We start from the raw sequence: 22533 nt of genomic DNA on the forward strand, positions 1-22533 counted from the left end.
TTTTATTATGGGGGAGAAGCGATGGGTAATAAGAAAAGAAAGAAAAAAGCACAACTTCCTTTCCGGATTAACATATTGTTCTTTGTTGTGTTTCTTATGTTTTCTGTATTAATTATGCAGCTCGGTGTTGTGCAAATACTTAATGGGGAAGCATTTCAGGAGGAAATTGACAGAACGATTCAAGATACCACAAAAATACCAGTTCCACGCGGGAAAATTTACGATACTAATCACAATGTGGTGGTCGATAATAAACCACTTTATTCCATTACTTATACCCCAGCAAAAGGGACACAGGCCGAAGATAGGCTAGAGGTCGCCGAAAAACTTGCAACGTTTATTTCAATGGATAGTGAAGAATATATCGATGGGATAACAGATAGAAACAAACAGGAATATGTATATCTACAAGACATAGAAAAGGCTGAGGATCGTGTAACCGCTGAAGAGCAAAAGGAGCTTAGTAATTCTGATTTCTATAAGCTTGTTTTAGAACGCATTCCAGAGGAAGATTTAAAAGGATTCTCTAAGCAAGAGTTAGAAGTGATTGCAATTAAAAAAGAGTTAGACAAAGCTTATTCTCTAACACCACAAATTGTTAAAAATGAAGATGTTACAGCCGAAGAATATGCCCAAGTAGCTGAACATCTCAGTGAGCTGCCTGGAATTAATGCAACGACTGATTGGGATAGAGAATATCCTTATAAGGACACTTTTAGAGACTTAGTTGGTTCTATTACTTCACAGGAACAGGGCATCCCAGCCGAAAGTGAAGACTATTACATGACTAGAGGGTATAGTAGAAATGACCGTGTGGGCAAAAGTGGTCTGGAAGAATATTATGAAGAATCTCTTCGTGGCAGAAAAGAGCAGATTCAATATACGACAACCAAGTCAGGAAGAGTTATTGACTCTAAAACAATTGTAGAAGGGGAACGAGGAAAAGATCTAGTACTCACAGTTGATATGGAGTTTCAAGAAGAAGTTGACAAAATTGTTCGTGAAGAATTAAAAGCTGCTAAGAGTAAGCATCCATACGCAAACAGGTATATGAAAGATGCCATGGCTGTTGTACTTAATCCACAAACAGGAGAAATACTAGCAGTTAGTGGCCAAAGTTATGATGAAGAAAATGATAAATATATTAGTAATCCCTTAAAAACATTGTATGACGCACATCGACCGGGTTCTATTGTCAAAGGTGCAACTGTATTAGCTGGGTACGAATCAGGTGTTATTTCACCCGGGCAAACTTTTAATGATCAAACCATTAAAATTGCGGACACACCTTCCAAAAGTTCTTATTCGAACTTAGGCCCAGTAAATGATTATGCAGCATTAAGAAAATCTTCCAACGTGTATATGTTTTATATTGCACTTAAAATGGGGGGAGAGAATAGATATCCTTTCCCTAATGATAGTAAGGCCGCTTTTGATACAGCGGCATGGCAACAAATACGAAATTATTTTCAGCAATTTGGCCTTGGAGTAAAAACCGGTATTGATTATCCTTACGAAAGTACGGGTTATGTTGGGGATAGCTCATATGATCCTGGTCTCTTAATGGATTTTGCAATCGGCCAGTATGATACTTATACAACAATGCAAATGGCGCAATACGTATCAACTATTGCCAATGATGGATACCGCGTAAGTCCACATTTTTTGAAAGAAATTCGTGAACCAGGGGAATCTGATGAAAAGTTAGGCTCTGTATCTAAGAGTGTTAATACTAACGTTCTGAATCGTATTCAAATGGACCAAACATTAATTGAGCGTGTCCAAGAAGGGTTCCGACAAGCATACCAAGAATCGGGTGGTACAGCAGTTAGCTATTTCGGGGATAAAGATTATAACCCAGCCGGAAAAACTGGAACTGCTGAAAACGAAGTATATGAAGATGGGAATAAAACCGATGTAAACAATCTCTCATTAGTCGGGTATGCTCCCTTTGATGAACCTGAAGTAGCCTTTGCAGTAATTGCACCAAACACTGGAATAGTATCTAATCAATATAATATTAATAAATATATTGGCGAACGTATTCTTGATGCATATTTCGATTTAAAAGAAGAACGTAGCGAAGATAATGAGGAAGAAGAAAACTAAGTAGAAAAACAGCTCTCCTGCGGAGGAGGGCTGTTTTTTGTTTACGAAAATTTTACAAAGAGTAAATAGTAGCTTAATACTTACCTGTTACCCTTATAGTATGTTAGACAGAATAGGGGGGGATTCCATGGCAACACGTGGACAGTTTCACCATGAACTGGAAGAGATAAATAATGATATCATCCGGTTAGCAGATGCAGCCGAGGAAGCATTAGAGAATGCAATTAACGCATTATTTAACAAAGACACAGAGCAAGCTAAGGCAATTATTGAACAGGATCATAATATTGACAGGTTGGAAATTGAAATTAATGATAAAACCATTTTACTTATTGCTAAGCAACAACCGGTAGCAACAGACTTGAGAAGGCTCATTATTGCTTTAAGGATTGTAACAGATTTGGAACGTATGGCAGATAACGCAAAGAATATTGCCAATGCTACGATCTATTTAGGTGAATATAATGAGGTTGTATTACCAGAAGGTTTAAAGAAGATGCATGAAATTGCTAAAGACATGCTTCACACGGCTTTAAAAGCCTTTAGAGAAGAAGATATAACACTTGCAAGCAGTCTATCTGCGATGGATGATAAAGTGGACCGATTGTACAAATTAATTATCAGTGAATTGCTCGGTGAAACAGCAACGAATCCTGACAAAATTCAATATGTTATGCAAGTCTCCTTTTGCGCTAGATATTTGGAGCGCTATGCGGACCATATCACGAACATCGGGGAAAGTATTTTGTTCCTAGTTAAAGGTGAGAATTATAATTTAAATTAAAAGCAGTATGGCAGTTAAAACCTGCCATACTGCTTATTTTGTAATTGCCTCAGCTACTTCATAATGGCTCATGCCAGTGGTAAGTTCATATTCACCTATTTGTACTTTCAGGTGATAATCATTATCGATCAAGTATTCATTAAACTCTCCTGCATCATCAATAATATCGTTATTTTCTAATACAGAGCTGATATCAGATGAAGCCATTCCTTCTTGTATCTTTAACGTATAGGAAGTTTTTTCCTTTTCTTCTTCCTTTTCTGCTTTTTCGCTATCATTTTCATCAGAGTTTTCTTCTTTGGCTTTCTCAGTTGCTTCGTCTTCCTGATCTTTCGAGGCGTCCTCTTCTTTATTGGAAGATTCCTGTTCGGAATTTTCTTCTTTAGAAGTAGACTCAGCGGAAGCTGTTTTACTTTCATCTCCAACCGAAGCAGCAATATATTCTTCTTTATTTAAGACATAGTAGCCTTTTTGTTCAACAAGGTCGATTAGGTCCTCTGCAGCTAAATCCTCTACTTTCTCTCCACCGGTACTAAAAAAGAATATCCCGCCAAGTAGCAGTATACCTGCAGTAAATAACCCTATAGCAAACGATCGTACACTTTGTTTCATTGGTTTCTCCTTTTCAAATACAGATTGTTACCTTTTGATCAATTGCTTTTAGTTAAGTCTTCTGGATAGTTTTCAGTAAGTAATTCTTCTTCCAAAATCTTAATCTTCTTCTTCATTTGATATGTATCTTGCATTGTTGAAATAGAAAATTGCTCGAGCTGGCTTTCCAAATCTTCCAAACGGTCATTCATAAAGAAAGACAGAACGAATAACACAATAGCAACCACAAGAATAGCAATGACTGCGAATAACATTTTTCAACCTCCTTATTATCAGCAAATGCTTAATTTGAGTCATTTCGCTTTTATTCTACATTACTAGTTATATCATATAAACAAGCTCTAGACCATAGTAAATATATGGTTTCAAAACGAAAGCCGAATAAACAATGTTCGGTGGAATCATAGATTGAGCTAAATAATTTCCCGCTCCTATTCTATCATAAAGGCTTTTTAAAATAATAAATGTAATTGAAATGAATAATAATAATGAGAAATATGTTTGCCATCTAAATAAAAAAAGATGTGGCTGTAATCCACGTAAAAGAATTATAGTGAGTTAAAATATTTTTTGTTACTTCTTGATAGTTTGGCGAATTTCTGCTATTATTATTAAGTCTGAAATGAATGCTGAGCTGCCTATAAGCAAGTTTCTTATAGTTTGGAGGGAAAATTATGCGCGTAAACATTACATTAGCTTGTACTGAAACAGGTGATCGTAACTATATTTCAACAAAAAACAAACGTACGAACCCTGAACGTATCGAGCTTAAGAAATATAGTCCACGTCTTAAAAAACACACTTTACATCGCGAGACTAAATAGTTTTAAACGAAACTCCTGTCATTGATGGCAGGGGTTTTATTTCTATTTTAGGGAGCTGATTGTTTTGACCAAAGCAGAATTGCGTGCAAACTCGATAGAATTTTTAAAAGGGATTAGTAAAGAGGACAGATACATAACAGAAAAGAAACTTAAGGATCAATTAATTTCCAGTTCTATTTGGGAGCAAGCAACTACTATTGGGTTAACCGTCTCCCAAGCAATGGAGTGGGATACCAAGCCTATTATTGAAGAAGCTTGGAAGGCTGGAAAAACGGTGTGTGTTCCAAAATGCTCGCCAAAGGAAAAGATGCTTACCTTTTATAAGTTAGAGTCATTTAATCAATTAGAGGTAGTTTACTATAATTTGCTTGAGCCAAATCCAACTGTCACACAACCAGTGGCTAAAATGGAAATTCAGCTATTATTAGTCCCAGGTCTCGTTTTTGACAAACGGGGTTACCGAATTGGTTTTGGTGGAGGATATTATGACCGTTATCTTGCCGATTATCCAAATGTAACAGCTTCACTCATGCATTCTGAGCAACTTGTTGATCAAGTACCAGCAGAGTCCTTTGATATTCCAGTTCAACATATCATAACAGCAGAGAAATCTTGGTAGAGAGCAAATAAGCTAGATGTATAAATATTGATGAACCACCTCAAACTAAGTTCACCATCTAAAGAAAGAGAAGGTGAAAAGTGTATGCGAGTTACGACAATTGTTTTAGGAATATTAGGTATTATAGGTATTGTATATAAATGGCGATACAGAATCGTTAATACATTACTGGCAATTAGTTTTTTACGACGTCTTGCTGTTACCTTATCCATGAATATGCCAACTATTCGATCGAAAATATTACCTGGTTTGTTTGGAAAACAACAATCAAATGAGATGTAAAAAAAGAAGCTGCCATGTCAGCTTCTTTTTTGTAATTTACCAACAAAAAATCAAGAGCATGAAGGGACCTTTATCAGGATATGTATATGAAAGTTTGGTATGATGGAAAGGCAGGAGGGGAGACCATGTACTTAGATGAACAATTTTCAATGTATCAACTGGCACATCACTTGGTAACGAAACACCAGTTCGAGGTACTATATATAAATAATAAAGAGGAAGAAATTTGGCTAGAGCAAAATGTGAAGCGAAACTCCAATGTGATTAGACTTATACATAAAGGATTCGACTGGAAAAATCATTTACGTAATGATATAGCAATAACATTTCAACGATGTAAAGCATTGAGTAAAGTAATCACTGGAAAATTTATTACAATACATAATGTTTATTTTTCTTCACACCCACCAGTTGATGATTGGGAATTTCTAAAAAAGCCTATGCAATTAAAAGAGAAAAATGCCACGAAAATGAATGTCTATTATATTACTAACGAAAACACCCAAGAAGAAAAATCACGATTGTTAAGTTCCCTTGAAATGGATTCGACGTTAGAAGGGAAGTCCAGTGAAGAGAAGGAAACTGCTGTTTTAATCTATAAAAAGGCATTAGAGGATGCACTTTTTGCAAAGAAAAAAGAAGTGGATAATTTATTTTTTTATGGTAAACCATTCTTAACGTATTTGTTGTTAGCTATAAATATTATTTTATTTATTTGGTTGGAAGTACGAGGTGGCAGTGAAGATATTCACAATCTTATTGCATCTGGGGCAAAATACAATCCGGCAATTATTGAGGGAGAATGGTGGAGAATAATAAGCTCGATGTTTTTACATATCGGGGTTTTGCATTTAATGATGAATATGCTGGCTGTTTATTACCTAGGTTCCACTGTAGAAAGAATCTATGGATCAGCAAGATTTTTATTCATCTACTTCCTAGCAGGTATTGGAGGGGGACTTGCAAGCTTTGCCTTTTCCTATAATATTTCTGCCGGTGCTTCAGGTGCATTATTTGGTTTATTTGGCGCCTTATTGTTTTTCGGAGTAATATATAAGAAAGTCTTTTTTCAAACAATGGGGCGTGGCGTCTTAATCATTCTAGCTATTAATATTGTTTTTGGATTCTTAGTGCCTCAAGTTGATTATAGTGCACATTTAGGTGGACTTGCTGCAGGGTTTATTGCTTCTGCCATTATCCATTTGCCACACAAGAAAAAGATTGCACTCCAACTTAGCGCATTGGTAATCTATTTTTTACTGTTAAGTGGGCTGGTAGCTTTTGGTATCCAGCATAACGAAACTAGTCAAGAATATTATTTAATGCAAATAGATGAACTTTTACAGCGGGAAAAGTATCAGGAAGTTGTAGAGGTTGCTACTGAGGGACTGGCAAAAGAGGGAGAATTGGAGGCGAATCTCCTTTTTCAACGGTCGTATGCTTATATACAATTAGATCGATCAGAAGAGGCGGAGAAAGACCTTGAACAAACAATAGAAATTGACAATAGCTTGTCAGAAGCTCACTATAACTTGGCAGTGCTTTATGCGAATAAGGGAGATTTGACAAAGGCGAGAGAAGCAATTGAACGTGCTAGTCAACTTAAACCTAAAGATGAAAATATTAAAAGTTTATATGATCAATTAATGGAACAAAGTCCTTAAAAAGTATCTATTGTTTTTTCAACTAAGCTAGCAGTCAATAAGAGAATAAGGCATTCACTTAGAAAAAATTAGAGATGGGGGTAAATCTGTTGCAAATCGTAGAAATAAAAGATATAGCTGCCTATCAGGACGAATTGGCAACTTTGTTTCAAGAAGTAGTTGCTGAAGGTGCTGCACTTAATTATTTATATCCCATGCATTACGAAACAGCCATTCATTACTGGAAACATGTTGTATCGGAGCAGGTTCGATTATTTATTTGTCTCCTTGACGGTAAGCTGGTAGGTACAGTTCAGTTACACCTCGCAAATAAGGAGAATGGACTGCACCGAGCCGAAATTGCCAAGTTAATGACACATCCAGAAGCACGTAGGAAGGGTGTAGCGAGAAAACTCCTTCAGTCTGCCGAACAAGCAGCCAAGCATGAAAAAAGAACGCTTCTATTATTGGACACAGCCAAGGGATCTTCAGCTAATATGCTTTATCAATCAGAGGGGTATGAACTATACGGAGAAGTACCAGCTTATTCGCAGGATGCCTTCGGTAATTACAAAGATAATAACTTTTATTATAAGATAGTAAAATAGTGAAACCTTCATTTACGGAAGGTTTCCCAGCAAAGGATAGATTAACGAATCAGACCTACACTGGCAGTTGTCTCTTGCTTAGAATACTTGTATTTCCCTCGGATTTTTGGCGGGGAGCTTACTTCAAATCAAAGAGAGGATATTTCCTTAGAAAACCTATGGGGATAAACTAAAAAAGTGCCATAGGCACTTTTTTAGCTTTCAGTAAGACTGTACTTCTGTATAAGCTGATTTTTCCTTCCATTTAGCTCAAAAAGGACAAGTAAATGATCCTGGTCTTTACTAAAAAGAATAATGGGGATGTAGCTAGTAGGTTTTTTGTTGTTTTTCGTTGTGGCGGGTACAATATAATTCTTATAGAGACCCTCCCATAACTGCCCCATGATTTTGTCTGTTTCCTGCTGTGTTAAAGATGGTAGTGGTTTTGTTTGATAAGTAGCCAGGCTCGTCAAAGGGACGGATAGATAGTTGCTACTATCTATATCAAAATGAGTAAATAGTTGATTCCAATGGTATAAAAGCTGCTGACGGGTGGTTTTTTCCAAGAGGTTTTTCCACTCCACCTCATAATTATTCTGTGGTTTTTTAAATGATTCTAAAGCAGTAGTTGGAGAATCAATGACATATAGTTGATCTGCAGTTATTTGTTGCATACTATGAATGGATTTATCTTGTTTATGAATCTCACCGTGGTGAAACGTGATGGCTTGGAATAAGCTGCTGTCTTCATGGAATAACCGTTCTTTCATTATAATACTATCTGTATCTTGCTTCCATATACTTCTTAACCCACGTAGTCTCCCATTATCGAATAATAAAGAAGCGTCTTGCCTAAGATAGGTTGGAGCATCGCTTACAGAGGTTGCTGACCAAATAATTTCATATGAATCATTCCCATTTTCCGAAAACAGCGATATATCTGTTTGTACTTTCTCAAAACGTTGATCCTCTGTTATAGGAAAATAGGTTATGGCAGGCAATGTATGAATGTTTATTATATAAATGCTGACAGCAACACTTATTGAAACAATAATAATCGAAAGAAATCCCCATTTATTCATCAACTATTCACCCTCTAGAGTAGCTTGTCTAATCCATTGTATGAATTTTGGATAGAAGATATGTTAGATGTATAGAAAACAACCCACCTTGTCAAACTACCATTATGAAGAGAAAGAGAGTTGGGTGAGGATATGTCAGAAGAAATAAACAAAGAAAAAGTCATGTATACCAGCTATGATAAAAATGTAGAATATTTATCAAAAAGACTCGGTGTAGATAAAAGCTTTGATATTATACAACTGGATTTAGAGTACGCGGGAAAAAGAATGGCACTGTTTTTAATAGATGGATTTGCAAAAGATGACATTCTTCACCTTTTGATGAAGTTACTTGCTAAGTTGGAGCCAGAAGATATTGAACCAGATCCATTAGCCAAATTACTTAAAACGTATATTCCCTACGTAGAGATAGAACAGGTGGATGATCTCAACCTGGCTACTAAGCAAATACTTGCTGGTCCTTCCGCATTGATCGTAGAAGGTATCAATAAAGTAATCATGATCGATGCCAGAACATATCCCGCTAGAACCCCTGCAGAACCAGATTTAGAAAGAGTAGTACGAGGATCAAGGGATGGATATGTGGAAACGCTTGTATTCAATACGGCTTTAACAAGAAGAAGAGTACGTGATCGAACGCTAAGAATGGAATATACCCAGGTCGGGCGCCGTTCTTTGACAGATGTTTGTATTTGTTATATTGAAGATATTGCAGATATGGATAGAGTCGAACATTTGAAAGGCGTATTAGATAAAATCGATACAGACGGACTACCGATGGCTGAAAAAACAATAGAAGAATTTCTTAGTGGGCGTTATTGGAACCCATACCCAACAGTTCGATACACGGAAAGACCTGACACTGCTGCATCTCACCTGTATGAGGGACATGTATTGCTTATCATCGATGGCTCACCAAGTGTCATGATCACACCCGCAACGTATTGGCATCATCTGCAACACGCGGAAGAATATCGGCAGAAACCATTGGTAGGTGCCTATTTACGTCTAATAAGGTTTATTGCTGTATTCGCTTCAATTTTTATTCTTCCACTATACTATTTATTTTCTGTAAACCCTGAACTGCTACCAACTGGATTAGAGTTTATTGGTCCAAACCAAATGGGGGTTGTGCCTATAATTGCACAGTTTATAATTGCAGAAATAGGAATTGATGTCTTGCGCATGGCTGCCATTCATACACCATCTTCTTTAGCCACTGCTCTGGGACTAGTGGCAGCCATACTGATTGGACAAATTTCTGTAGAAGTTGGATGGTTCTCTAATGAAGTTGTTTTATACTTGGCCGTAGCTGCTATTGGAACTTACGCAACACCGAGTTATGAAATGAGTTTAGCAAATCGGCTCGTACGTATCTTTTTATTAATTTGCACTTCTTTGTTCGGTGTAATGGGATATGTAACTGGAATTACACTTTGGATTCTTTATCTTGCCAGAATGCAATCGTTTCATATACCTTACTTTTGGCCGTTCCTGCCTTTTTCCTATCGTCCATTTCGGGACATTTTTGTACGGACACCAATCCCATTAAAAAATAGAAGACCTCTCTTTTTGAACCCGCAGGACCCTGACCGCTAACAGGGTACTTGCGGTTTTTTATGAGAAATGAAACGAGTTATGCCGACATGGAACAAGGATAAGGTGTATTAGACTGTTTCCCCGGGGGTAACCGCCTTTAATGTAGTTCCTATTACAAAAAAAGTTTGCTATAATTAAATTTGGTGATTTTTATGAAAACAATTTATGATGTCCAACAATTACTTAAACGATACGGTACATTTGTATATACTGGTAATCGGTTGGGAGACTTAGAATTAATGGACATGGAACTAACTGAATTGTATAAGTGGGATTTTATTAATGGAGAAGATTATACAATGGCCAAGTTACTTTTGCGAAGCGAAATATCTAAAGTAGAAAAAGAAAAAAGGGGGAACGTTTAACATGACTGAGAGCAAATGGATTGTTGGTGTTGATGTTGGAGGAACGAGTGTAAAGATAGGTATTATTTCAGCAAAAGGGGATATTTATAAGAAATGGGAAATTAAAACAGATAAATCAAATGGTGGGCAGCGTATTATGGAGGATGTCTGGAACTCTGTCCAACAAAAGCTATCTGAATCAAATATCTCATCAGATAATATATTAGGGATTGGTTTAGGCGCACCTGGGTTTATTGACGGAGATACTGGATATATTTACGAAGCAGTCAATATTGGCTGGAAGGAATATGATTTACCAGGTCATTTGAAACAACTTTCAGGACTCCCAGTTTTTGTAGAGAACGATGCAAATGTTGCTGTGCTAGGAGAGAATTGGCAGGGAGCGGGTCGTCAAGAGAAAAATGTTATCGCCATTACACTTGGAACTGGTGTAGGGGGCGGCATTATTGCGAACGGTGAGATTGTAAACGGTGCAAATGGGATGGCTGGTGAGATTGGACATATGACGATTGAAACAGCTGGAAGACCTTGTAACTGTGGAAGAGCAGGTTGCCTAGAAACAATTGCTTCAGCCACGGGAATTGTAAGACAGGCGATGGAGTTAATTGAAGCTGGTAATAGTGAAAGTAAACTAGTGGAACATTTTGAAAATCACGGTGTCTTAACTGCTAAAGATATTTTCAACTATGCGTCATTGGGAGATCAAGAAGCTAGTTCTATTGTTCACTATACTGCCGATGTACTTGGTTTAGTTATAGCTAACATGGGTGCCCTCCTTAACCCGTCGAAAGTATTAATTGGCGGCGGCGTATCAAAAGCTGGAGACCAATTACTTGATGCGATTAAGGCATCATTTGAAAAATATGCCCTTGAAAGGGTAAGCTCCATTTGCGATATGAGGGTTGCAGAGTTGGGAAATGATGCGGGCATTATAGGGGCGGCCTTCCTTGTAAAACAAAAAGTTCTTCATGTTTCTTTCTAATTTTTTTACCTTTTCCTGTGAATTATTATAATCCGTCATTTTTTTATGTAGCTTTGAAACTTTTATTATATTCAATACGTCATATACTTATATGTGCTTTACAAAAAACATACATGAATTTCCTTGCGTTTATAATGTAAAGGCAGGGGAATTGATAAGTAGTGATAGTAATACATTCGTAATGTACAAATATGTTATTTTGACAACATTGAAAGGGAAAAGCAGGAGGAAACAAAGATGAATTTTATTCAAAAGAAAATGCCTTTTTTTATCATTGCGACTATATTATTTGGGATAAAAACATACATTGTTTACCGATTTATATTTAACATCGACCTTGAAAATATAATGCAAGCGTTGATCCTATTTATAAATCCATTTGTTTCAACCTTTTTGTTGTTTTCGATTAGCGTCTGGTTCAGCAAAAAATCAAGACAAATGAAGTATATACGGTATACAGCATTACTTGCTTCCCTATTAGTGTTTGCTAATATTGTGTTTTATCGATCGTTTGCTGATTTTATTACCATTCCCCAGTTATTACAGGGAAGTAATGCCGCTGACCTAGGGAAAAGTATTTTATCCTTAATGAGACCATATGACATTTTATTGTTTATCGACGTAGCAGTAATATGGCATTTAAGCAAAAGAAGAGCAGATAGTTTCATTATAGATTTTTCAAGGAGAGGAAAAGTATTTGCTTTAGCAATGTCTCTTGTACTACTCGCAGGAAACTTTTTTTTAGCAGAGATGGAGCGTCCACAGCTTTTCACGCGTGCATTTGACCGCGAATATCTTGTGAAAAATATAGGGCTATTTAACTACCATATATACGACATTGCAATTAATACAAAAGCAACTACACAGAAAGTTTTTGCGGACGGCAATGAAATCCCAGAAATTAAGAAATATGTAGAGAATAACGTTAAGGATGATCAAAAATCAGAGATGTTCGGGGTTGCGGAAAATAAGAACGTCGTCTTTATCAATGCCGAGTCTTTACAAAGTTTTGTAATCAATAATGAAGTAAATGGGGAGGAAGTTACGCCATTTTTGAATAGCTTAACAGAAGACAAAGACACGTATTACTTTGAAAATTTCTATCATCAGACAGAGCAGGGAAAAACATCTGATTCTGAATTCTTGATTGAAAACTCCCTGTATCCTTTGTCACGAGGGGCTGTGTTCTTTACACATGGACAAAATGAATACAATGCAATGCCTGAAATTCTAGGTCAAGAAGGTTACACTTCGAATGTTTTCCATGCGAATAACAAAAGTTTCTGGAACAGGGACCAAATGTACGAAAGCCTAGGTATTGATGCGTTTTATGGGAAAGAGGCTTATGAGGTAACAGACGATAATTCTGTGGGCTGGGGATTAAAAGATAAACCTTTTTTTGAACAATCTATTGAACATATTAAGACATTGAAGGAACCATATTACTCTAAATTTATAACGCTGACGAATCATTTCCCTTTTGAGTTAACGGATCAAGATAAGTCTATAGAATCTTATGATTCTAACTCAACTACTTTAAATAATTTCTTCCCAACAGTCCGTTATATGGATGAATCCATTGAACAGTTTTTCGAACAGTTAAAGGCTGCAGGATTATATGAAGATTCGATTATCATCATTATGGGAGATCATTATGGGATCAGCGCCAATCATAATAAAGCAATGAGTCAGTATCTAGGAAAAGAAGAAATTACTCCTTTTGATCATGTTCAGCTTCAGCGTGTTCCTTTCTTTATTCACATTCCTGGTCACGGGAAAGGGGAAGTACGTTCTGAGGTATCAGGGCAGATTGATGTTAAACCGACTATGCTAAGCTTGCTGGGGATTGAAAATGAAGATGATATATACTTTGGAAATGATTTGTTCTCAAATGAACGAAAAGATTATATTGCCTTAAGAAATGGCGATTTTATAAATGAAGATTTCGTTTATACAAGCGGTATTTGCTATGATCGCCAAACAGGTGAGCCAGTAGAAGGGGAAAGTGAAGTCTCTCTAGATGTTTCAATTGATGAAGAGGTGACTGCTTGTACTCCTATTGCGGATAAAGTAGATCGGGAACTTGCTTATTCAGATGACATGATTTACGGAGATCTATTTCGGTTTATTGAATTTGAGGATAAAGAAAAATAACAATAAAACGGAGGACCATGGACTGTTGAGCAGTCACAAGGAAACCTCCGTTTTTAAATAGGTTAATCTGATTAAATAAAAAAGTCCGGACGAGTTAAATACCCGTACGGACTTTTTGTTGTTCACCCTTATTTTAATTCATTCCCGAAATCTCAGTGATAAGCGTTGCTATAGAGAAAAATCCAAATGCAACAGCAGCTATTGCGGAAAAAGCTAGAGCGAAGAAATTTTTGTATTTAAGCTGACGAATAACAGATACAACTGCAAGTAGTGCAACCAATAATAATAATATTGCCAAAACGATATGCATCTTAGTTAACCCCCTTGTTCAGTTCATAAAATTGATAGTGACTACCGTTTATATTATTATGTAACTAACCCAATATATTATTTATTTTATAGTATTTCGTATCATTTGTCGAGAAATACATGGACTAAAAATTAATGAATAGCTATAACCAGTTGGAGGGATAGGAATGGAAGTAAAAGCGCTACCATTAGGGCCAATAGGAACAAATTGTTACATCATACATAACGAAGGAAATGCATTGATTATCGATCCAGGAGGAAATCCAGAAAAAGTAATGGCACTTATGGAAGACCTTATACTAACTCCGAAAGCCATTTTATTAACACATGCTCATTTTGACCATATAGGAGCAGTCCAAGAATTAAGAGAAAAATACCAAATAGATGTTTATTTACACTCTGAGGAAAAAAATTGGCTACAGGATGCTTCATTAAATGGTTCACTAGGTCTTATGGGGCAAGAAATAACCACTTATGAGGCAGAAAATGAGCTCCAAGAAGGAGATACGGAGATGTATGGCTTTACGTTCGAGATTAGACATACACCAGGACACTCACCAGGGAGCGTAAGCTTTGTTTTCCATGATCAGTCTATCGTGATTAGTGGAGATGTACTATTCAAGCAAGGGATAGGAAGAACGGATCTAACTGGCGGAGACATAAATGTGCTAGAAAACAGCATCCGAAACAAGTTATATAACCTGAGTGACGGCTATACTGTCTTTCCAGGTCACGGTCCGGAAACCACTATTGGGTTTGAAAAGCAACAAAATCCTTTTTTCCCTGACCATTAAAAAACAGGGCATCGGTCAAAATAATTGACTGGATGCCCTGCTTTTTAATGTCCGAAGCCTGGTACTAGTATAAACTCCGAGTACCATGTAAAGCCGATAAAAAATACCGTACAATAAGCCCCGAATAAATACATATACATACGCTCAGATAATTTCAAATAACTTACTGTAAGGAAAAATGCCGTTTGAACCAGGAAAAGAAGAGCTGCTCCATGCATATCACCGATAAATAACATGACGGTGAAAATGCCAGTCCAAAAGGCAAGCACGCGAAACATACGATCCATGCTTCCCCCTCCTTCTAGGTAACCTTTTCATTGTTATTATAAACGACCTTCTGCTACTTGTAAACGAATCTTGCTAAACAAAAGAAAGATTTGCAAAATAAAGGGAAATTTAGCCGTAAACGATTGCATCTGCATCGTTAATCCTTCCTTTGTTTAGTATAACCCACTCATACTAAATTATGATTTTTGAATTACCTAATCCAATATTCTGCTTAGCACAAGTGGACTTTCAATATTTTTTACAGCATTTCCTTTAGTTGTAATGGTAAAGGCCAATAAACAGGTAGCTTCATTAATTCGCTCTATATTAATAAATACCTCTCCATGTGGAAAATGATAGGAGGCGTGATCTGTTACATTTCCGGTAGCTTTAATCTCTTCAATCAGTAGTTGCCTTGAAGATTGAAAAAGTGTTTCTATTCTTGTTTGCTCCATTTGCATATCAGTCATGTGAAGTTCATTACGATAACCTGCAGTTCCGTGAAAAAGCAAAAGGAAAATGATTGAAAGAACTACCAGTACATAGGGAAGAATAAAACCCCTTTCATTCTTCATCGTACCATATGATCGTCTTTTCAAATGTTTCACCATCCTCCATCGTAACAAATATGGAAAATCCGTAAGCTGCTGGTTCAAAGCGGAGACTTGCTATATTTCTTAAATAAACCTCATGTCCCGTGCCGTTTACCCTGCGACGAATCAAGTTACCATATTTCTCAAGTGTGGTAGTCGATCCGCCGACAAGGTTGAGTTCTAATATCTTACCAGCATCTTTTAATTTAAAACTAGTTGCATTTTTTACATCGTCTTGTAGAAAGGTAAAGAATTGTTGGATAGAAAGCTCCTGTTCGTGAAGAGGTATGTCGGCAGCTTTCAGAAGGGAGGCAAGAAAAGGGAGGCTTAAGGCGAGAAAGCTAATTGCTAACAATGATTGGATCATGGTGAATCCACTACTTTTTTCTAGGAACACCATATAAACAGATTGTTTCTCTTTTTTCTTTAACATTCGTCCATTCGACACATCCTTTTATCAATTCACGCTCTTGCGTAAAATGGTATACGGCTTTCATTCCGTTTGCTTGAAAGGTTGTATGTTGAGATTGGGGGAGAGGACGGCCAGGTGACCATAGAAAGGGCTGTAGCTCATCAAATAATTCTTGGTTCATATATCGTCTGTCTGTAAGGGTCTCGCCTTCAAGTATTAGTAACTGAAGTAAGGGGATCACTGTAATAACAACACCTAATAGGATTGATACTGTAATAAGCACTTCAATTAAGGTAAAACCTTTATTGTCTCTCAAGATAAAATCTTCCCTTCCCAAATGGAAACACCATCCGATAGCTGTTTAGCGATGAGACAAGATAAAGTGTTCTTGGGTTTTTTATATTCCCATTATAATTGAAGGTGATATTTCTGTCTGTTCGTGTATCAATAGTCAGTCCTTTAGGATAGGCACGATTCATACTAGGTCGTCCATCTACTGTGATTCGATAGCTGTTTTCATTAAAAGTTATCCGATTCATCCCACTTGTTAGGGTGGAACGTTGCTGGATATATAAAACGTCAGACGCTAATGTTTTTAAAAATTGTTTTTCTTCCTGTTCTTTTAATACATTAAACTGTAGGGGGAAAGCGAGTAAAACTAAGGTTGAGATTATACCTAACACCATAAGCATCTCAATTAGTGTAAAGCCGTCCTCTTTCATATCAAAGCCCTACAAGCTAGGCGCTGTTACCTTGCCATCCGCATATCCTAAAGAAAGGTTATTACTACAAGTTGTTTGTTCTGTTGTTATATAATCTCCTTCTACAAGGATAGCAAGTGTAGCAGGATATTCTCTTTCATTTAAATAGTATGCATCAACCTGGGCTTGGACTAATGCTACAAGTGCTTCACAGCCTGTTGAGTTCACTTCTTCGCTCTTCCCACTAAGACTAGGTATAAAGAGTAATATTAATACCGAAATAATCATTAATACGATTAGCATCTCAATTAGTGTAAACCCACGCTCGTTTTTTAACATGATAAGTCTCCTTTTATATTGTTTTAATTAGTTCGTACATTGGCCACATGATTGTTATATAAATAAAAATAATGAAGCCTGCTAGTACGAGGAAAAATACTGGCTGGATATATGTCACAAGTCTAAGGGCTCTCCGCTTCATTTCTTCTGTTAATACTTCTGTAAACATATCAAGGTCTTTTGTTAAGTGCATTGAACTTGCATCTTGATTAAATAATGAAGATAGTTTTTTATCAAGAAACGGTAAAGAAGCTAGTAAGGAAGACATCGTATAGCCTTTTGATAGTTCTTCTTTTAAGTAAGATGCATAGAAAGAAATGATACGTTGTTTCTTTAATCCTGACATCTCCTGAACTATGTCATAATAAGAAATGCCTGTTTTAAGAAGAGAACTGAAATGTGCTGCAAAGAGTAGGGATGTCTGGGCCTTAATATAGATTCGACATAGGGGAAGGGATTGATAAATTTTGATAAGCGTATTTGTGGTTACTTTCCTCGTGTAAATTGGCCAAAGGAAAACAATGAACAATCCAATGAATGCCATTGTGACGAGGAGATAAACTACATAATCCACTAGGAGCATAAAGAGAACAAGGGTGGAAGAGGCGGAGGTTGATTGGAACAGACTCGAAAAGGAAGGAAGTACGATCTGTTTCATGAGAAATAACAGAATGCAAAAGATGAATAGAAGTAGTAGAGGATATCTAGTTATTTGTTTGATTTTATTGAAATAAAATATACGATCTCTGAATGTGTCTGCTGCCTTATTTATGCTTTCCTCTAAATTCCCCGTCGTTCTGCTCAGATAAAGGTGGCTGACTATATGCGGGTGGAATGCTGCCAATTCAAACGCTTCATCAATTGTTTTCCCAGCTGTTAATGCCTGAGTTATTGTGTCAGCTAACTTTATAAACCTATCTTCCCACTTGGTTCGCTCCAATGCAGGCATGAGAGGGTACCCTATCGATAATAGCCGATGCAATCTGGTTAGGAATGCCAATTGTAGCTCATGAGTAGGTTTGTAATTCTTTATAAACACTTTCGGAAATAAATCCATAAGCAAGAGCCTTCTTTCTTAAATGGTCGAAGGAATGAAGTCGTTCTACCATATTACTGCTTCTATTAAGAATCGACTCTTCCAACTGTTTTCCTTCAAGTAATTCCATAATAGCTCCGCGCCGCTTGGTTGTTCCGTTGATCTGTAAAGGCAGTAGCTCCAGTGAAGCTACGGCCAGCAAGGATTGCTCCAAGTCACTTTGTTTTAACCCCATTTCCAGCAATCTATGGATGGTCCCTGTGGTATTTTTGGCATGAAGCGTACTGAAGACTAAATGCCCTGTTAGAGATGCGTCAAATGCAAATTTAGCCGTGAAGGAATCACGTATCTCGCCAACCATAATAATATCTGGATCATGCCTTAGAGCTGCTTTAAGACCTGCTTGATAAGTAACTCCAGCCTTTTCGTTTACCTGAACCTGAAGCATATTATCCATTTTTCTTTCTATTGGGTCTTCTAAAGTGATGGTTTGGTAGGATTTTTCTTGAAGAATGGTCTGAAGTAATGCGTAAAGAGTGGTCGTTTTTCCACTACCTGTCGGGCCAGTAAATAGAATGATACCAGAACGGTTAGACACCCATTTTTTTAATTTTTGTAATTGGTAAGAAAAGAGAAAGAGCTGATCAAGTCTCAATAGATTTTGCTCGGGAAGTATTCGTATTGCTAAACTTTCATGTTCTTTTACAGGGAGGGTGGAGAGGCGAAGGGAAATTAATTTATCTATTGCTTGGTGGGTAAGTGTACCGTTTTGTGGTTTTCTAATCTCACCAATGTCCATACCTGAAGCAAATTTGTAATAAGAGAGTAAGGAACGATAAGTGAAAGTGGGGAGCGAAGTGTGATACACACGTTTGCCGTGAATTCGAAAATAGACATCTGTACCTGTTTCAAAAGGATAGAAGTGAATGTCTGTGGCTAACTGACGGAATGCTTCGTTGAAGAGCTTTTTGGATAGTGCGGTGGCGTGGTTCAAAGGACTCACCTCCTGCATATTATTGCACCATACCGATTAGATTCGACATGTTTAGTGAGATTCCTTCTTTTAATTAAATTTTTTTAGCATAAATCGTGAAGGGTTGGGACAAGCTGATCAAAACAAGATCTGTAAGGGTGATGAGCGTGTCTGGTAACGATTATTTAAAATTTATGACTGAACAGGTTGTAGCCTATTTGGATTTGCCGCAGGAGGAACGAAAAAAAAGGAAGAAGCAAGAAAAGGTTCCTAGGCCAGTATACAGCTCACGCTGGCTTGGTGTTTTGCCTTTCGCAGTCAAAACCTTTCTGAGAAAATAATTAAAGTAACATGCATAACACCGTTCTAATTTATCGCCACCAGAAAAGTTATTATTCCTTGTCTGGTGGCTTTATATATCCACTAACTCGAGCGCAAGTCTCTGGGGGAGCAAAGGGTCTAAAAAATATGCCTAACCTTAGAAGAAATTTTTGTTTAAATTATCTTTTCTTACTACGCAGCTCTCACATTTGGTTACACCTTGGAAAGATAAAACATGCCTCCATTTATAACCTCATAGGAGATAACAGGTCGATATCTCTCTTCAATCTCTGCAATTTCTTTTTCCATTGTTTCTGTCTCTATATCGTTTTGTTCTACATAAAAGTGTTTTAACGTGTCAATATCTTCCTTCATAGCTAAAAGGGAAGCTTGTGCCCACTCATGAGTTTGGTTCTCAATGTAGTTGTCTATTACAACCTCCATTCGCTTAAAACCACTGTTCAGACGAATAATTGGTGATATCGTATAACAATAGTCAGAAATAGTTTGCTGTAGAGGTATGGTTCGAAGTGTATTCATCATCTCTGCTCTCATTTCACCTGTCACCATTTGTAAACCTAGAGAGAATATTTCTTCTTTTTTCTGCTTGCCCTTATAACTTATTTTCAAATTGACGACAAGCCAAGGGTACATAGGGGTATTAACTTGTGTATTAACACGCTGAAAGAGCTTTGTGTACTTCTCATTTTGTTTTAAGTGACGAAGGATTTGTTGCAGGCGAGGACTGCCAAAATGAATCCATTCACCTTGTTCTTCTCTTTTGTCCGGGTTTGTTATAAATGTAAGTTGCTTTGGTTCACCTTCACGGCCCATCTTTTTAATATAATGCCAATAAAAAGGTCTGTTCATTAATGCTCGGTCCATCTGTTCGGTTAGTTGAACCTGCAGGATACCATTCTTATTACTGAGCAACTGACAATGATGGGCTCGGAAATAACCAGCTAGAAATTCATTTAAGTTTTCAATTGCCATATTGCTCCTCCTCAGATTCGGCATGGAACGTGTTTTTTAATACATGTGAAAGATTATCAAGCTTAATTTTTGCTTCACCCATGGACTCTGATTCGGAATAAATGGTTGCAATTTCTTTTTCCATGTTGGTTATTTCTAGTTCAGCTAATATATTATCGAGATGTCCAATAACCTTCTCAAATAGTTCTATTTTTTCATAAAGTAAGGTCATTATATGTTCCTCAATTGTTCCTCTGATGGCAAAATTATATATGTGGACGTCATTCTCCTGTCCATAACGATGGATTCTACCAATTCGTTGCTCCAATCGCATTGGATTCCATGGTAAGTCATAATTAATCATATAGTTACAAAATTGTAGGTTAATTCCTTCTCCTCCTGCTTCCGTTGCGATGAGCACTTGAGCATGGTTTTCAAACAATTGACGCATCCAATCTTTTTTTCCACGTTTAAAGCCCCCGCGAAATGGGACAGAAGAGATACCATGCTGTTGCAAATACCATTGCAAATACAATTGGCTAGCACGATATTCCGTAAACACAATGACCTTCTCGTCTCCAATATCCTTTATTAACTCAACCAACTTCTCAGCTTTCTTATGGTGTGGTAGTGCTTCGATTTTGCTGGTGATTGTTTGAAGTATCTCATTGGGATTATTTATGTCATTAAGTTTTGCTAATGAAAGGTAGCATGCCTCTCTTGAGGAACAGAACTCTCTTAAATAGGTTATTTTTGCGAAAGAGCTTTTGTGAATACTATTCTCCAGTAACTGGTATACTTCTTTTTCAGGTTCAGAGAATTCCAGCCAGACTGTTTCGATATTCCGTTTTGTGTTTTTAATGGTGGTTTCCGCTCTTGTGTTCCTAACCATCACCTTTTGAACTAATTGCTTAAGAAATAGATCGTCCTTCATCTTTGTTCTATCTTTGCCAAACTTAGAAAGGAAGTCATCATAATTACCAAGATGCCCTGGTTTAAGAATGGAGACGAGGTTAAATATCTCTACAAGCTTATTTTGCACTGGTGTAGCGGTTAGTAATAAACAATATTTCTTTTTTAAGGAACGTACAAATTCATAGTTTTTTGTTTTGTGGTTCTTTAGCTTATGTGCTTCATCTATCAGAATTAAATCATAATCAATATCAAGTATTTTCTCTCTATGTGGAGAACGCTTCGCTGTGTCCATCGATGAAATTAAAATATCGTATTCTTCCCATGCATAGTTTCTCCGATGACCTATAGCAGGTATGTAAAACTTTTCATTTAATTCTCTTTCCCATTGATTAACAAGGGAAGCGGGAACTAAGATTAAAATCTTTTTAACTAATCCCCTGATCATATACTCTTTCATGACTAAGCCAGCTTCTATCGTCTTTCCAAGTCCAACCTCATCTGCTAGTACGGCCCGCCCATTCATCTGTTCAATAACCTGTTGAGCCGTTGAAACCTGGTGACTCATAAAATTCATATGCGGTAAGAAATCGAGCGACCGGAGACCATGGAATTCAGGTGTCATCGAGGTTAATTCAGCTTCGTACGTCATTGAAAACAGTTCCCAAGAAGATAAGGCTTCTCCTTTTTCGAGCTCAGCTTGTAATTGATCGATATAGTTAGAATCCTTTTGGATTGATATTTTATTCATAAGATACTTCCTTTATAAATAGTTTATTAAGAGTTTCTTCATAATTTCTACTTTATAAAACATTTCTATGCTATAATGAATTTGAAATTAGAGCATTCCCTGTAATAAGTAGTACATAGTATATCCAACTTCAACTATTTCATAAAAGCGAATGATTACATGGGGAGAGATTATCGTTCCATTTCGTTGATCAATTTGGAAAGATAACGCCGAAGGAGCAAGCAAACATGCGAATCTCTCAGGCAAAAAGACTCTTGTAGGACGCACCTCTGGAGAGAGTTTACATAAGTAAACCACCCACGAAGCAAGTAGCTGTATGTACATAATAGGGACAGCTATGCAACTTTCTGGTCTAAGGACAGAGATTTCATTGATAACAGTGGAATCTCTGTCTTTTTTTGTACGCTTGGAATGAATGCATAATAGCAACCAAGTTTATAGAAACATTCATCGTCGCTAGAAGTAATAAATGTAAATTTTTTACTGAAAAATGGTGAAAAGGAGTGAAGAT

General features: G+C 36.9%; 27 protein-coding genes and 2 riboswitches. Of the genes, 13 read left to right on the forward strand and 14 right to left on the reverse strand.

Annotated features, from left to right (window positions below; genetic code table 11):
- Positions 1-21 precede the first annotated feature (21 nt).
- Together BN988_RS01620 and phoU are read left to right on the forward strand one after the other, a co-directional pair.
- Positions 22-2109, forward strand: a complete 2088-nt coding sequence (locus BN988_RS01620; protein WP_036572573.1) for a peptidoglycan D,D-transpeptidase FtsI family protein — start codon at positions 22-24, stop codon at positions 2107-2109.
- Positions 2110-2236: 127 nt separating this feature from the next.
- Positions 2237-2893 carry a phosphate signaling complex protein PhoU gene (gene phoU / locus BN988_RS01625; protein WP_036572576.1) on the forward strand — a complete coding sequence of 219 codons (657 nt, stop codon included), beginning with the start codon at positions 2237-2239 and terminating at the stop codon, positions 2891-2893.
- Between the two features lie 33 nt (positions 2894-2926).
- On the opposite strand, the gene BN988_RS01630 is transcribed toward phoU, so the two are convergent.
- Both BN988_RS01630 and BN988_RS01635 read right to left on the reverse strand, forming a co-directional pair.
- On the reverse strand, positions 2927-3505 hold the full coding sequence (locus BN988_RS01630; RefSeq protein WP_036572579.1) for an MltG/YceG/YrrL family protein: 579 nt from the start codon (positions 3503-3505) through the stop codon (positions 2927-2929).
- Between the two features lie 38 nt (positions 3506-3543).
- Positions 3544-3759, reverse strand: coding sequence for a hypothetical protein (locus BN988_RS01635; protein ID WP_036572581.1), 216 nt, complete (start codon positions 3757-3759; stop codon positions 3544-3546).
- 420 nt (positions 3760-4179) lie between these two features.
- Between BN988_RS01635 and rpmG the strand changes: the two genes are divergently transcribed.
- From rpmG to BN988_RS01660, 5 genes are all read left to right on the forward strand, one after another.
- On the forward strand, positions 4180-4329 hold the full coding sequence (gene rpmG / locus BN988_RS01640; RefSeq protein ID WP_011066322.1) for a 50S ribosomal protein L33: 150 nt from the start codon (positions 4180-4182) through the stop codon (positions 4327-4329).
- 64 nt (positions 4330-4393) lie between these two features.
- A complete protein-coding gene (locus tag BN988_RS01645) occupies positions 4394-4948 on the forward strand; it encodes a 5-formyltetrahydrofolate cyclo-ligase (protein WP_036572584.1) in 555 nt (184 codons plus the stop codon).
- 84 nt (positions 4949-5032) lie between these two features.
- Positions 5033-5230, forward strand: a complete 198-nt coding sequence (locus tag BN988_RS01650) for a hypothetical protein (protein WP_036572586.1) — start codon at positions 5033-5035, stop codon at positions 5228-5230.
- Between the two features lie 125 nt (positions 5231-5355).
- On the forward strand, positions 5356-6894 hold the full coding sequence (locus BN988_RS01655; RefSeq protein WP_036572587.1) for a rhomboid family protein: 1539 nt from the start codon (positions 5356-5358) through the stop codon (positions 6892-6894).
- A gap of 89 nt (positions 6895-6983) precedes the next feature.
- A complete protein-coding gene (locus BN988_RS01660) occupies positions 6984-7481 on the forward strand; it encodes a GNAT family N-acetyltransferase (RefSeq protein ID WP_036572589.1) in 498 nt (165 codons plus the stop codon).
- Between the two features lie 194 nt (positions 7482-7675).
- On the opposite strand, the gene BN988_RS01665 is transcribed toward BN988_RS01660, so the two are convergent.
- A complete protein-coding gene (locus BN988_RS01665; RefSeq protein ID WP_036572592.1) occupies positions 7676-8542 on the reverse strand; it encodes a hypothetical protein in 867 nt (288 codons plus the stop codon).
- 132 nt (positions 8543-8674) lie between these two features.
- Here BN988_RS01665 and BN988_RS01670 point away from each other — a divergent pair, with 132 nt between their 5' ends.
- The 4 genes from BN988_RS01670 (at position 8675) to BN988_RS01685 (ending at position 13642) form a co-directional block, all read left to right on the forward strand.
- Positions 8675-10141 carry a spore germination protein gene (locus BN988_RS01670; RefSeq protein ID WP_036576270.1) on the forward strand — a complete coding sequence of 489 codons (1467 nt, stop codon included), beginning with the start codon at positions 8675-8677 and terminating at the stop codon, positions 10139-10141.
- Positions 10142-10293: 152 nt separating this feature from the next.
- Positions 10294-10506 (forward strand): YqgQ family protein, encoded by a 213-nt coding sequence (locus tag BN988_RS01675; protein ID WP_036572593.1) that lies wholly within the window; start codon positions 10294-10296, stop codon positions 10504-10506.
- Between the two features lies 1 nt (position 10507).
- Complete coding sequence (locus BN988_RS01680) at positions 10508-11488, forward strand: ROK family glucokinase (RefSeq protein WP_036572597.1); 981 nt, start codon at positions 10508-10510, stop codon at positions 11486-11488.
- Positions 11489-11725: 237 nt separating this feature from the next.
- Entirely contained in the window at positions 11726-13642 is a 1917-nt protein-coding gene (locus tag BN988_RS01685; RefSeq protein ID WP_036572600.1) for an LTA synthase family protein, read from the forward strand.
- Positions 13643-13775: 133 nt separating this feature from the next.
- Here BN988_RS01685 and BN988_RS18500 read toward each other — a convergent pair whose 3' ends face one another.
- Positions 13776-13952: a DUF2759 family protein gene (locus tag BN988_RS18500; protein ID WP_081779330.1), complete on the reverse strand. Its 177-nt coding sequence runs from the start codon at positions 13950-13952 to the stop codon at positions 13776-13778.
- Between the two features lie 166 nt (positions 13953-14118).
- Here BN988_RS18500 and BN988_RS01690 point away from each other — a divergent pair, with 166 nt between their 5' ends.
- The gene (locus BN988_RS01690) at positions 14119-14745 is read left to right on the forward strand and encodes an MBL fold metallo-hydrolase (protein ID WP_036572603.1); all 627 of its coding nucleotides are present in this window, start codon (positions 14119-14121) and stop codon (positions 14743-14745) included.
- A gap of 44 nt (positions 14746-14789) precedes the next feature.
- Here BN988_RS01690 and BN988_RS01695 read toward each other — a convergent pair whose 3' ends face one another.
- The 8 genes from BN988_RS01695 to comGA form a co-directional block, all read right to left on the reverse strand.
- Positions 14790-15032 carry a DUF2626 domain-containing protein gene (locus tag BN988_RS01695; protein ID WP_036572606.1) on the reverse strand — a complete coding sequence of 81 codons (243 nt, stop codon included), beginning with the start codon at positions 15030-15032 and terminating at the stop codon, positions 14790-14792.
- Positions 15033-15227: 195 nt separating this feature from the next.
- Positions 15228-15611: a hypothetical protein gene (locus BN988_RS01700; protein ID WP_147629681.1), complete on the reverse strand. Its 384-nt coding sequence runs from the start codon at positions 15609-15611 to the stop codon at positions 15228-15230.
- Positions 15577-16038 carry a ComGF family competence protein gene (locus BN988_RS01705; RefSeq protein ID WP_081779331.1) on the reverse strand — a complete coding sequence of 154 codons (462 nt, stop codon included), beginning with the start codon at positions 16036-16038 and terminating at the stop codon, positions 15577-15579. Before BN988_RS01705 ends, BN988_RS01700 begins: the two co-directional genes overlap by 35 nt.
- On the reverse strand, positions 15983-16333 hold the full coding sequence (locus BN988_RS01710; RefSeq protein ID WP_036572615.1) for a type II secretion system protein: 351 nt from the start codon (positions 16331-16333) through the stop codon (positions 15983-15985). Before BN988_RS01710 ends, BN988_RS01705 begins: the two co-directional genes overlap by 56 nt.
- The gene (gene comGD / locus BN988_RS01715) at positions 16320-16739 is read right to left on the reverse strand and encodes a competence type IV pilus minor pilin ComGD (protein WP_036572617.1); all 420 of its coding nucleotides are present in this window, start codon (positions 16737-16739) and stop codon (positions 16320-16322) included. Before comGD ends, BN988_RS01710 begins: the two co-directional genes overlap by 14 nt.
- Positions 16740-16748: 9 nt before the next feature.
- A complete protein-coding gene (comGC, locus tag BN988_RS01720) occupies positions 16749-17057 on the reverse strand; it encodes a competence type IV pilus major pilin ComGC (RefSeq protein ID WP_036572619.1) in 309 nt (102 codons plus the stop codon).
- 13 nt (positions 17058-17070) lie between these two features.
- Positions 17071-18114 carry a type II secretion system F family protein gene (locus tag BN988_RS01725; protein WP_036572622.1) on the reverse strand — a complete coding sequence of 348 codons (1044 nt, stop codon included), beginning with the start codon at positions 18112-18114 and terminating at the stop codon, positions 17071-17073.
- Positions 18065-19087 carry a competence type IV pilus ATPase ComGA gene (gene comGA, locus BN988_RS01730; protein ID WP_036572624.1) on the reverse strand — a complete coding sequence of 341 codons (1023 nt, stop codon included), beginning with the start codon at positions 19085-19087 and terminating at the stop codon, positions 18065-18067. The genes BN988_RS01725 and comGA overlap by 50 nt, the downstream gene beginning before the upstream one ends.
- A 140-nt stretch (positions 19088-19227) precedes the next feature.
- Here comGA and BN988_RS18505 point away from each other — a divergent pair, with 140 nt between their 5' ends.
- Positions 19228-19407: a YqzE family protein gene (locus BN988_RS18505; protein WP_315970402.1), complete on the forward strand. Its 180-nt coding sequence runs from the start codon at positions 19228-19230 to the stop codon at positions 19405-19407.
- 193 nt (positions 19408-19600) lie between these two features.
- Here the strand turns inward: BN988_RS18505 and BN988_RS01735 are convergent, their stop codons facing one another.
- Positions 19601-20380 carry a YqhG family protein gene (locus tag BN988_RS01735; protein WP_036572627.1) on the reverse strand — a complete coding sequence of 260 codons (780 nt, stop codon included), beginning with the start codon at positions 20378-20380 and terminating at the stop codon, positions 19601-19603.
- Complete coding sequence (locus BN988_RS01740) at positions 20370-22022, reverse strand: DEAD/DEAH box helicase (protein ID WP_036572628.1); 1653 nt, start codon at positions 22020-22022, stop codon at positions 20370-20372. Before BN988_RS01740 ends, BN988_RS01735 begins: the two co-directional genes overlap by 11 nt.
- A gap of 151 nt (positions 22023-22173) precedes the next feature.
- Positions 22174-22286, forward strand: a riboswitch (glycine riboswitch).
- Between the two features lie 3 nt (positions 22287-22289).
- Positions 22290-22386, forward strand: a riboswitch (glycine riboswitch).
- Positions 22387-22533 lie beyond the last annotated feature (147 nt).

Origin of the sequence: Oceanobacillus picturae, from assembly GCF_000612865.1 — a bacterium.
Classification (GTDB): domain Bacteria; phylum Bacillota; class Bacilli; order Bacillales; family Amphibacillaceae; genus Oceanobacillus_B; species Oceanobacillus_B jordanicus.

Bases quoted from the DNA above. Each gene is read 5' to 3' on its own strand.
- BN988_RS01670 (WP_036576270.1), top strand. From the start codon at position 8,675: ATGTCAGAAGAAATAAACAAAGAAAAAGTCATGTATACCAGCTATGAT.
- BN988_RS01665 (WP_036572592.1), bottom strand. From the start codon at position 8,542: ATGAATAAATGGGGATTTCTTTCGATTATTATTGTTTCAATAAGTGTT.
- BN988_RS01705 (WP_081779331.1), bottom strand. From the start codon at position 16,038: ATGTTAAAGAAAAAAGAGAAACAATCTGTTTATATGGTGTTCCTAGAA.
- BN988_RS01675 (WP_036572593.1), top strand. From the start codon at position 10,294: ATGAAAACAATTTATGATGTCCAACAATTACTTAAACGATACGGTACA.
- phoU (WP_036572576.1), top strand. From the start codon at position 2,237: ATGGCAACACGTGGACAGTTTCACCATGAACTGGAAGAGATAAATAAT.
- BN988_RS01680 (WP_036572597.1), top strand. From the start codon at position 10,508: ATGACTGAGAGCAAATGGATTGTTGGTGTTGATGTTGGAGGAACGAGT.
- BN988_RS01620 (WP_036572573.1), top strand. From the start codon at position 22: ATGGGTAATAAGAAAAGAAAGAAAAAAGCACAACTTCCTTTCCGGATT.
- BN988_RS01655 (WP_036572587.1), top strand. From the start codon at position 5,356: ATGTACTTAGATGAACAATTTTCAATGTATCAACTGGCACATCACTTG.
- BN988_RS01740 (WP_036572628.1), bottom strand. From the start codon at position 22,022: ATGAATAAAATATCAATCCAAAAGGATTCTAACTATATCGATCAATTA.
- rpmG (WP_011066322.1), top strand. From the start codon at position 4,180: ATGCGCGTAAACATTACATTAGCTTGTACTGAAACAGGTGATCGTAAC.
- comGC (WP_036572619.1), bottom strand. From the start codon at position 17,057: ATGTTAAAAAACGAGCGTGGGTTTACACTAATTGAGATGCTAATCGTA.
- comGD (WP_036572617.1), bottom strand. From the start codon at position 16,739: ATGAAAGAGGACGGCTTTACACTAATTGAGATGCTTATGGTGTTAGGT.
- BN988_RS01685 (WP_036572600.1), top strand. From the start codon at position 11,726: ATGAATTTTATTCAAAAGAAAATGCCTTTTTTTATCATTGCGACTATA.
- BN988_RS01635 (WP_036572581.1), bottom strand. From the start codon at position 3,759: ATGTTATTCGCAGTCATTGCTATTCTTGTGGTTGCTATTGTGTTATTC.
- BN988_RS01695 (WP_036572606.1), bottom strand. From the start codon at position 15,032: ATGGATCGTATGTTTCGCGTGCTTGCCTTTTGGACTGGCATTTTCACC.
- BN988_RS01690 (WP_036572603.1), top strand. From the start codon at position 14,119: ATGGAAGTAAAAGCGCTACCATTAGGGCCAATAGGAACAAATTGTTAC.
- BN988_RS01725 (WP_036572622.1), bottom strand. From the start codon at position 18,114: ATGGATTTATTTCCGAAAGTGTTTATAAAGAATTACAAACCTACTCAT.
- BN988_RS01735 (WP_036572627.1), bottom strand. From the start codon at position 20,380: ATGGCAATTGAAAACTTAAATGAATTTCTAGCTGGTTATTTCCGAGCC.
- BN988_RS01630 (WP_036572579.1), bottom strand. From the start codon at position 3,505: ATGAAACAAAGTGTACGATCGTTTGCTATAGGGTTATTTACTGCAGGT.
- BN988_RS18505 (WP_315970402.1), top strand. From the start codon at position 19,228: ATGAGCGTGTCTGGTAACGATTATTTAAAATTTATGACTGAACAGGTT.
- BN988_RS18500 (WP_081779330.1), bottom strand. From the start codon at position 13,952: ATGCATATCGTTTTGGCAATATTATTATTATTGGTTGCACTACTTGCA.
- BN988_RS01650 (WP_036572586.1), top strand. From the start codon at position 5,033: ATGCGAGTTACGACAATTGTTTTAGGAATATTAGGTATTATAGGTATT.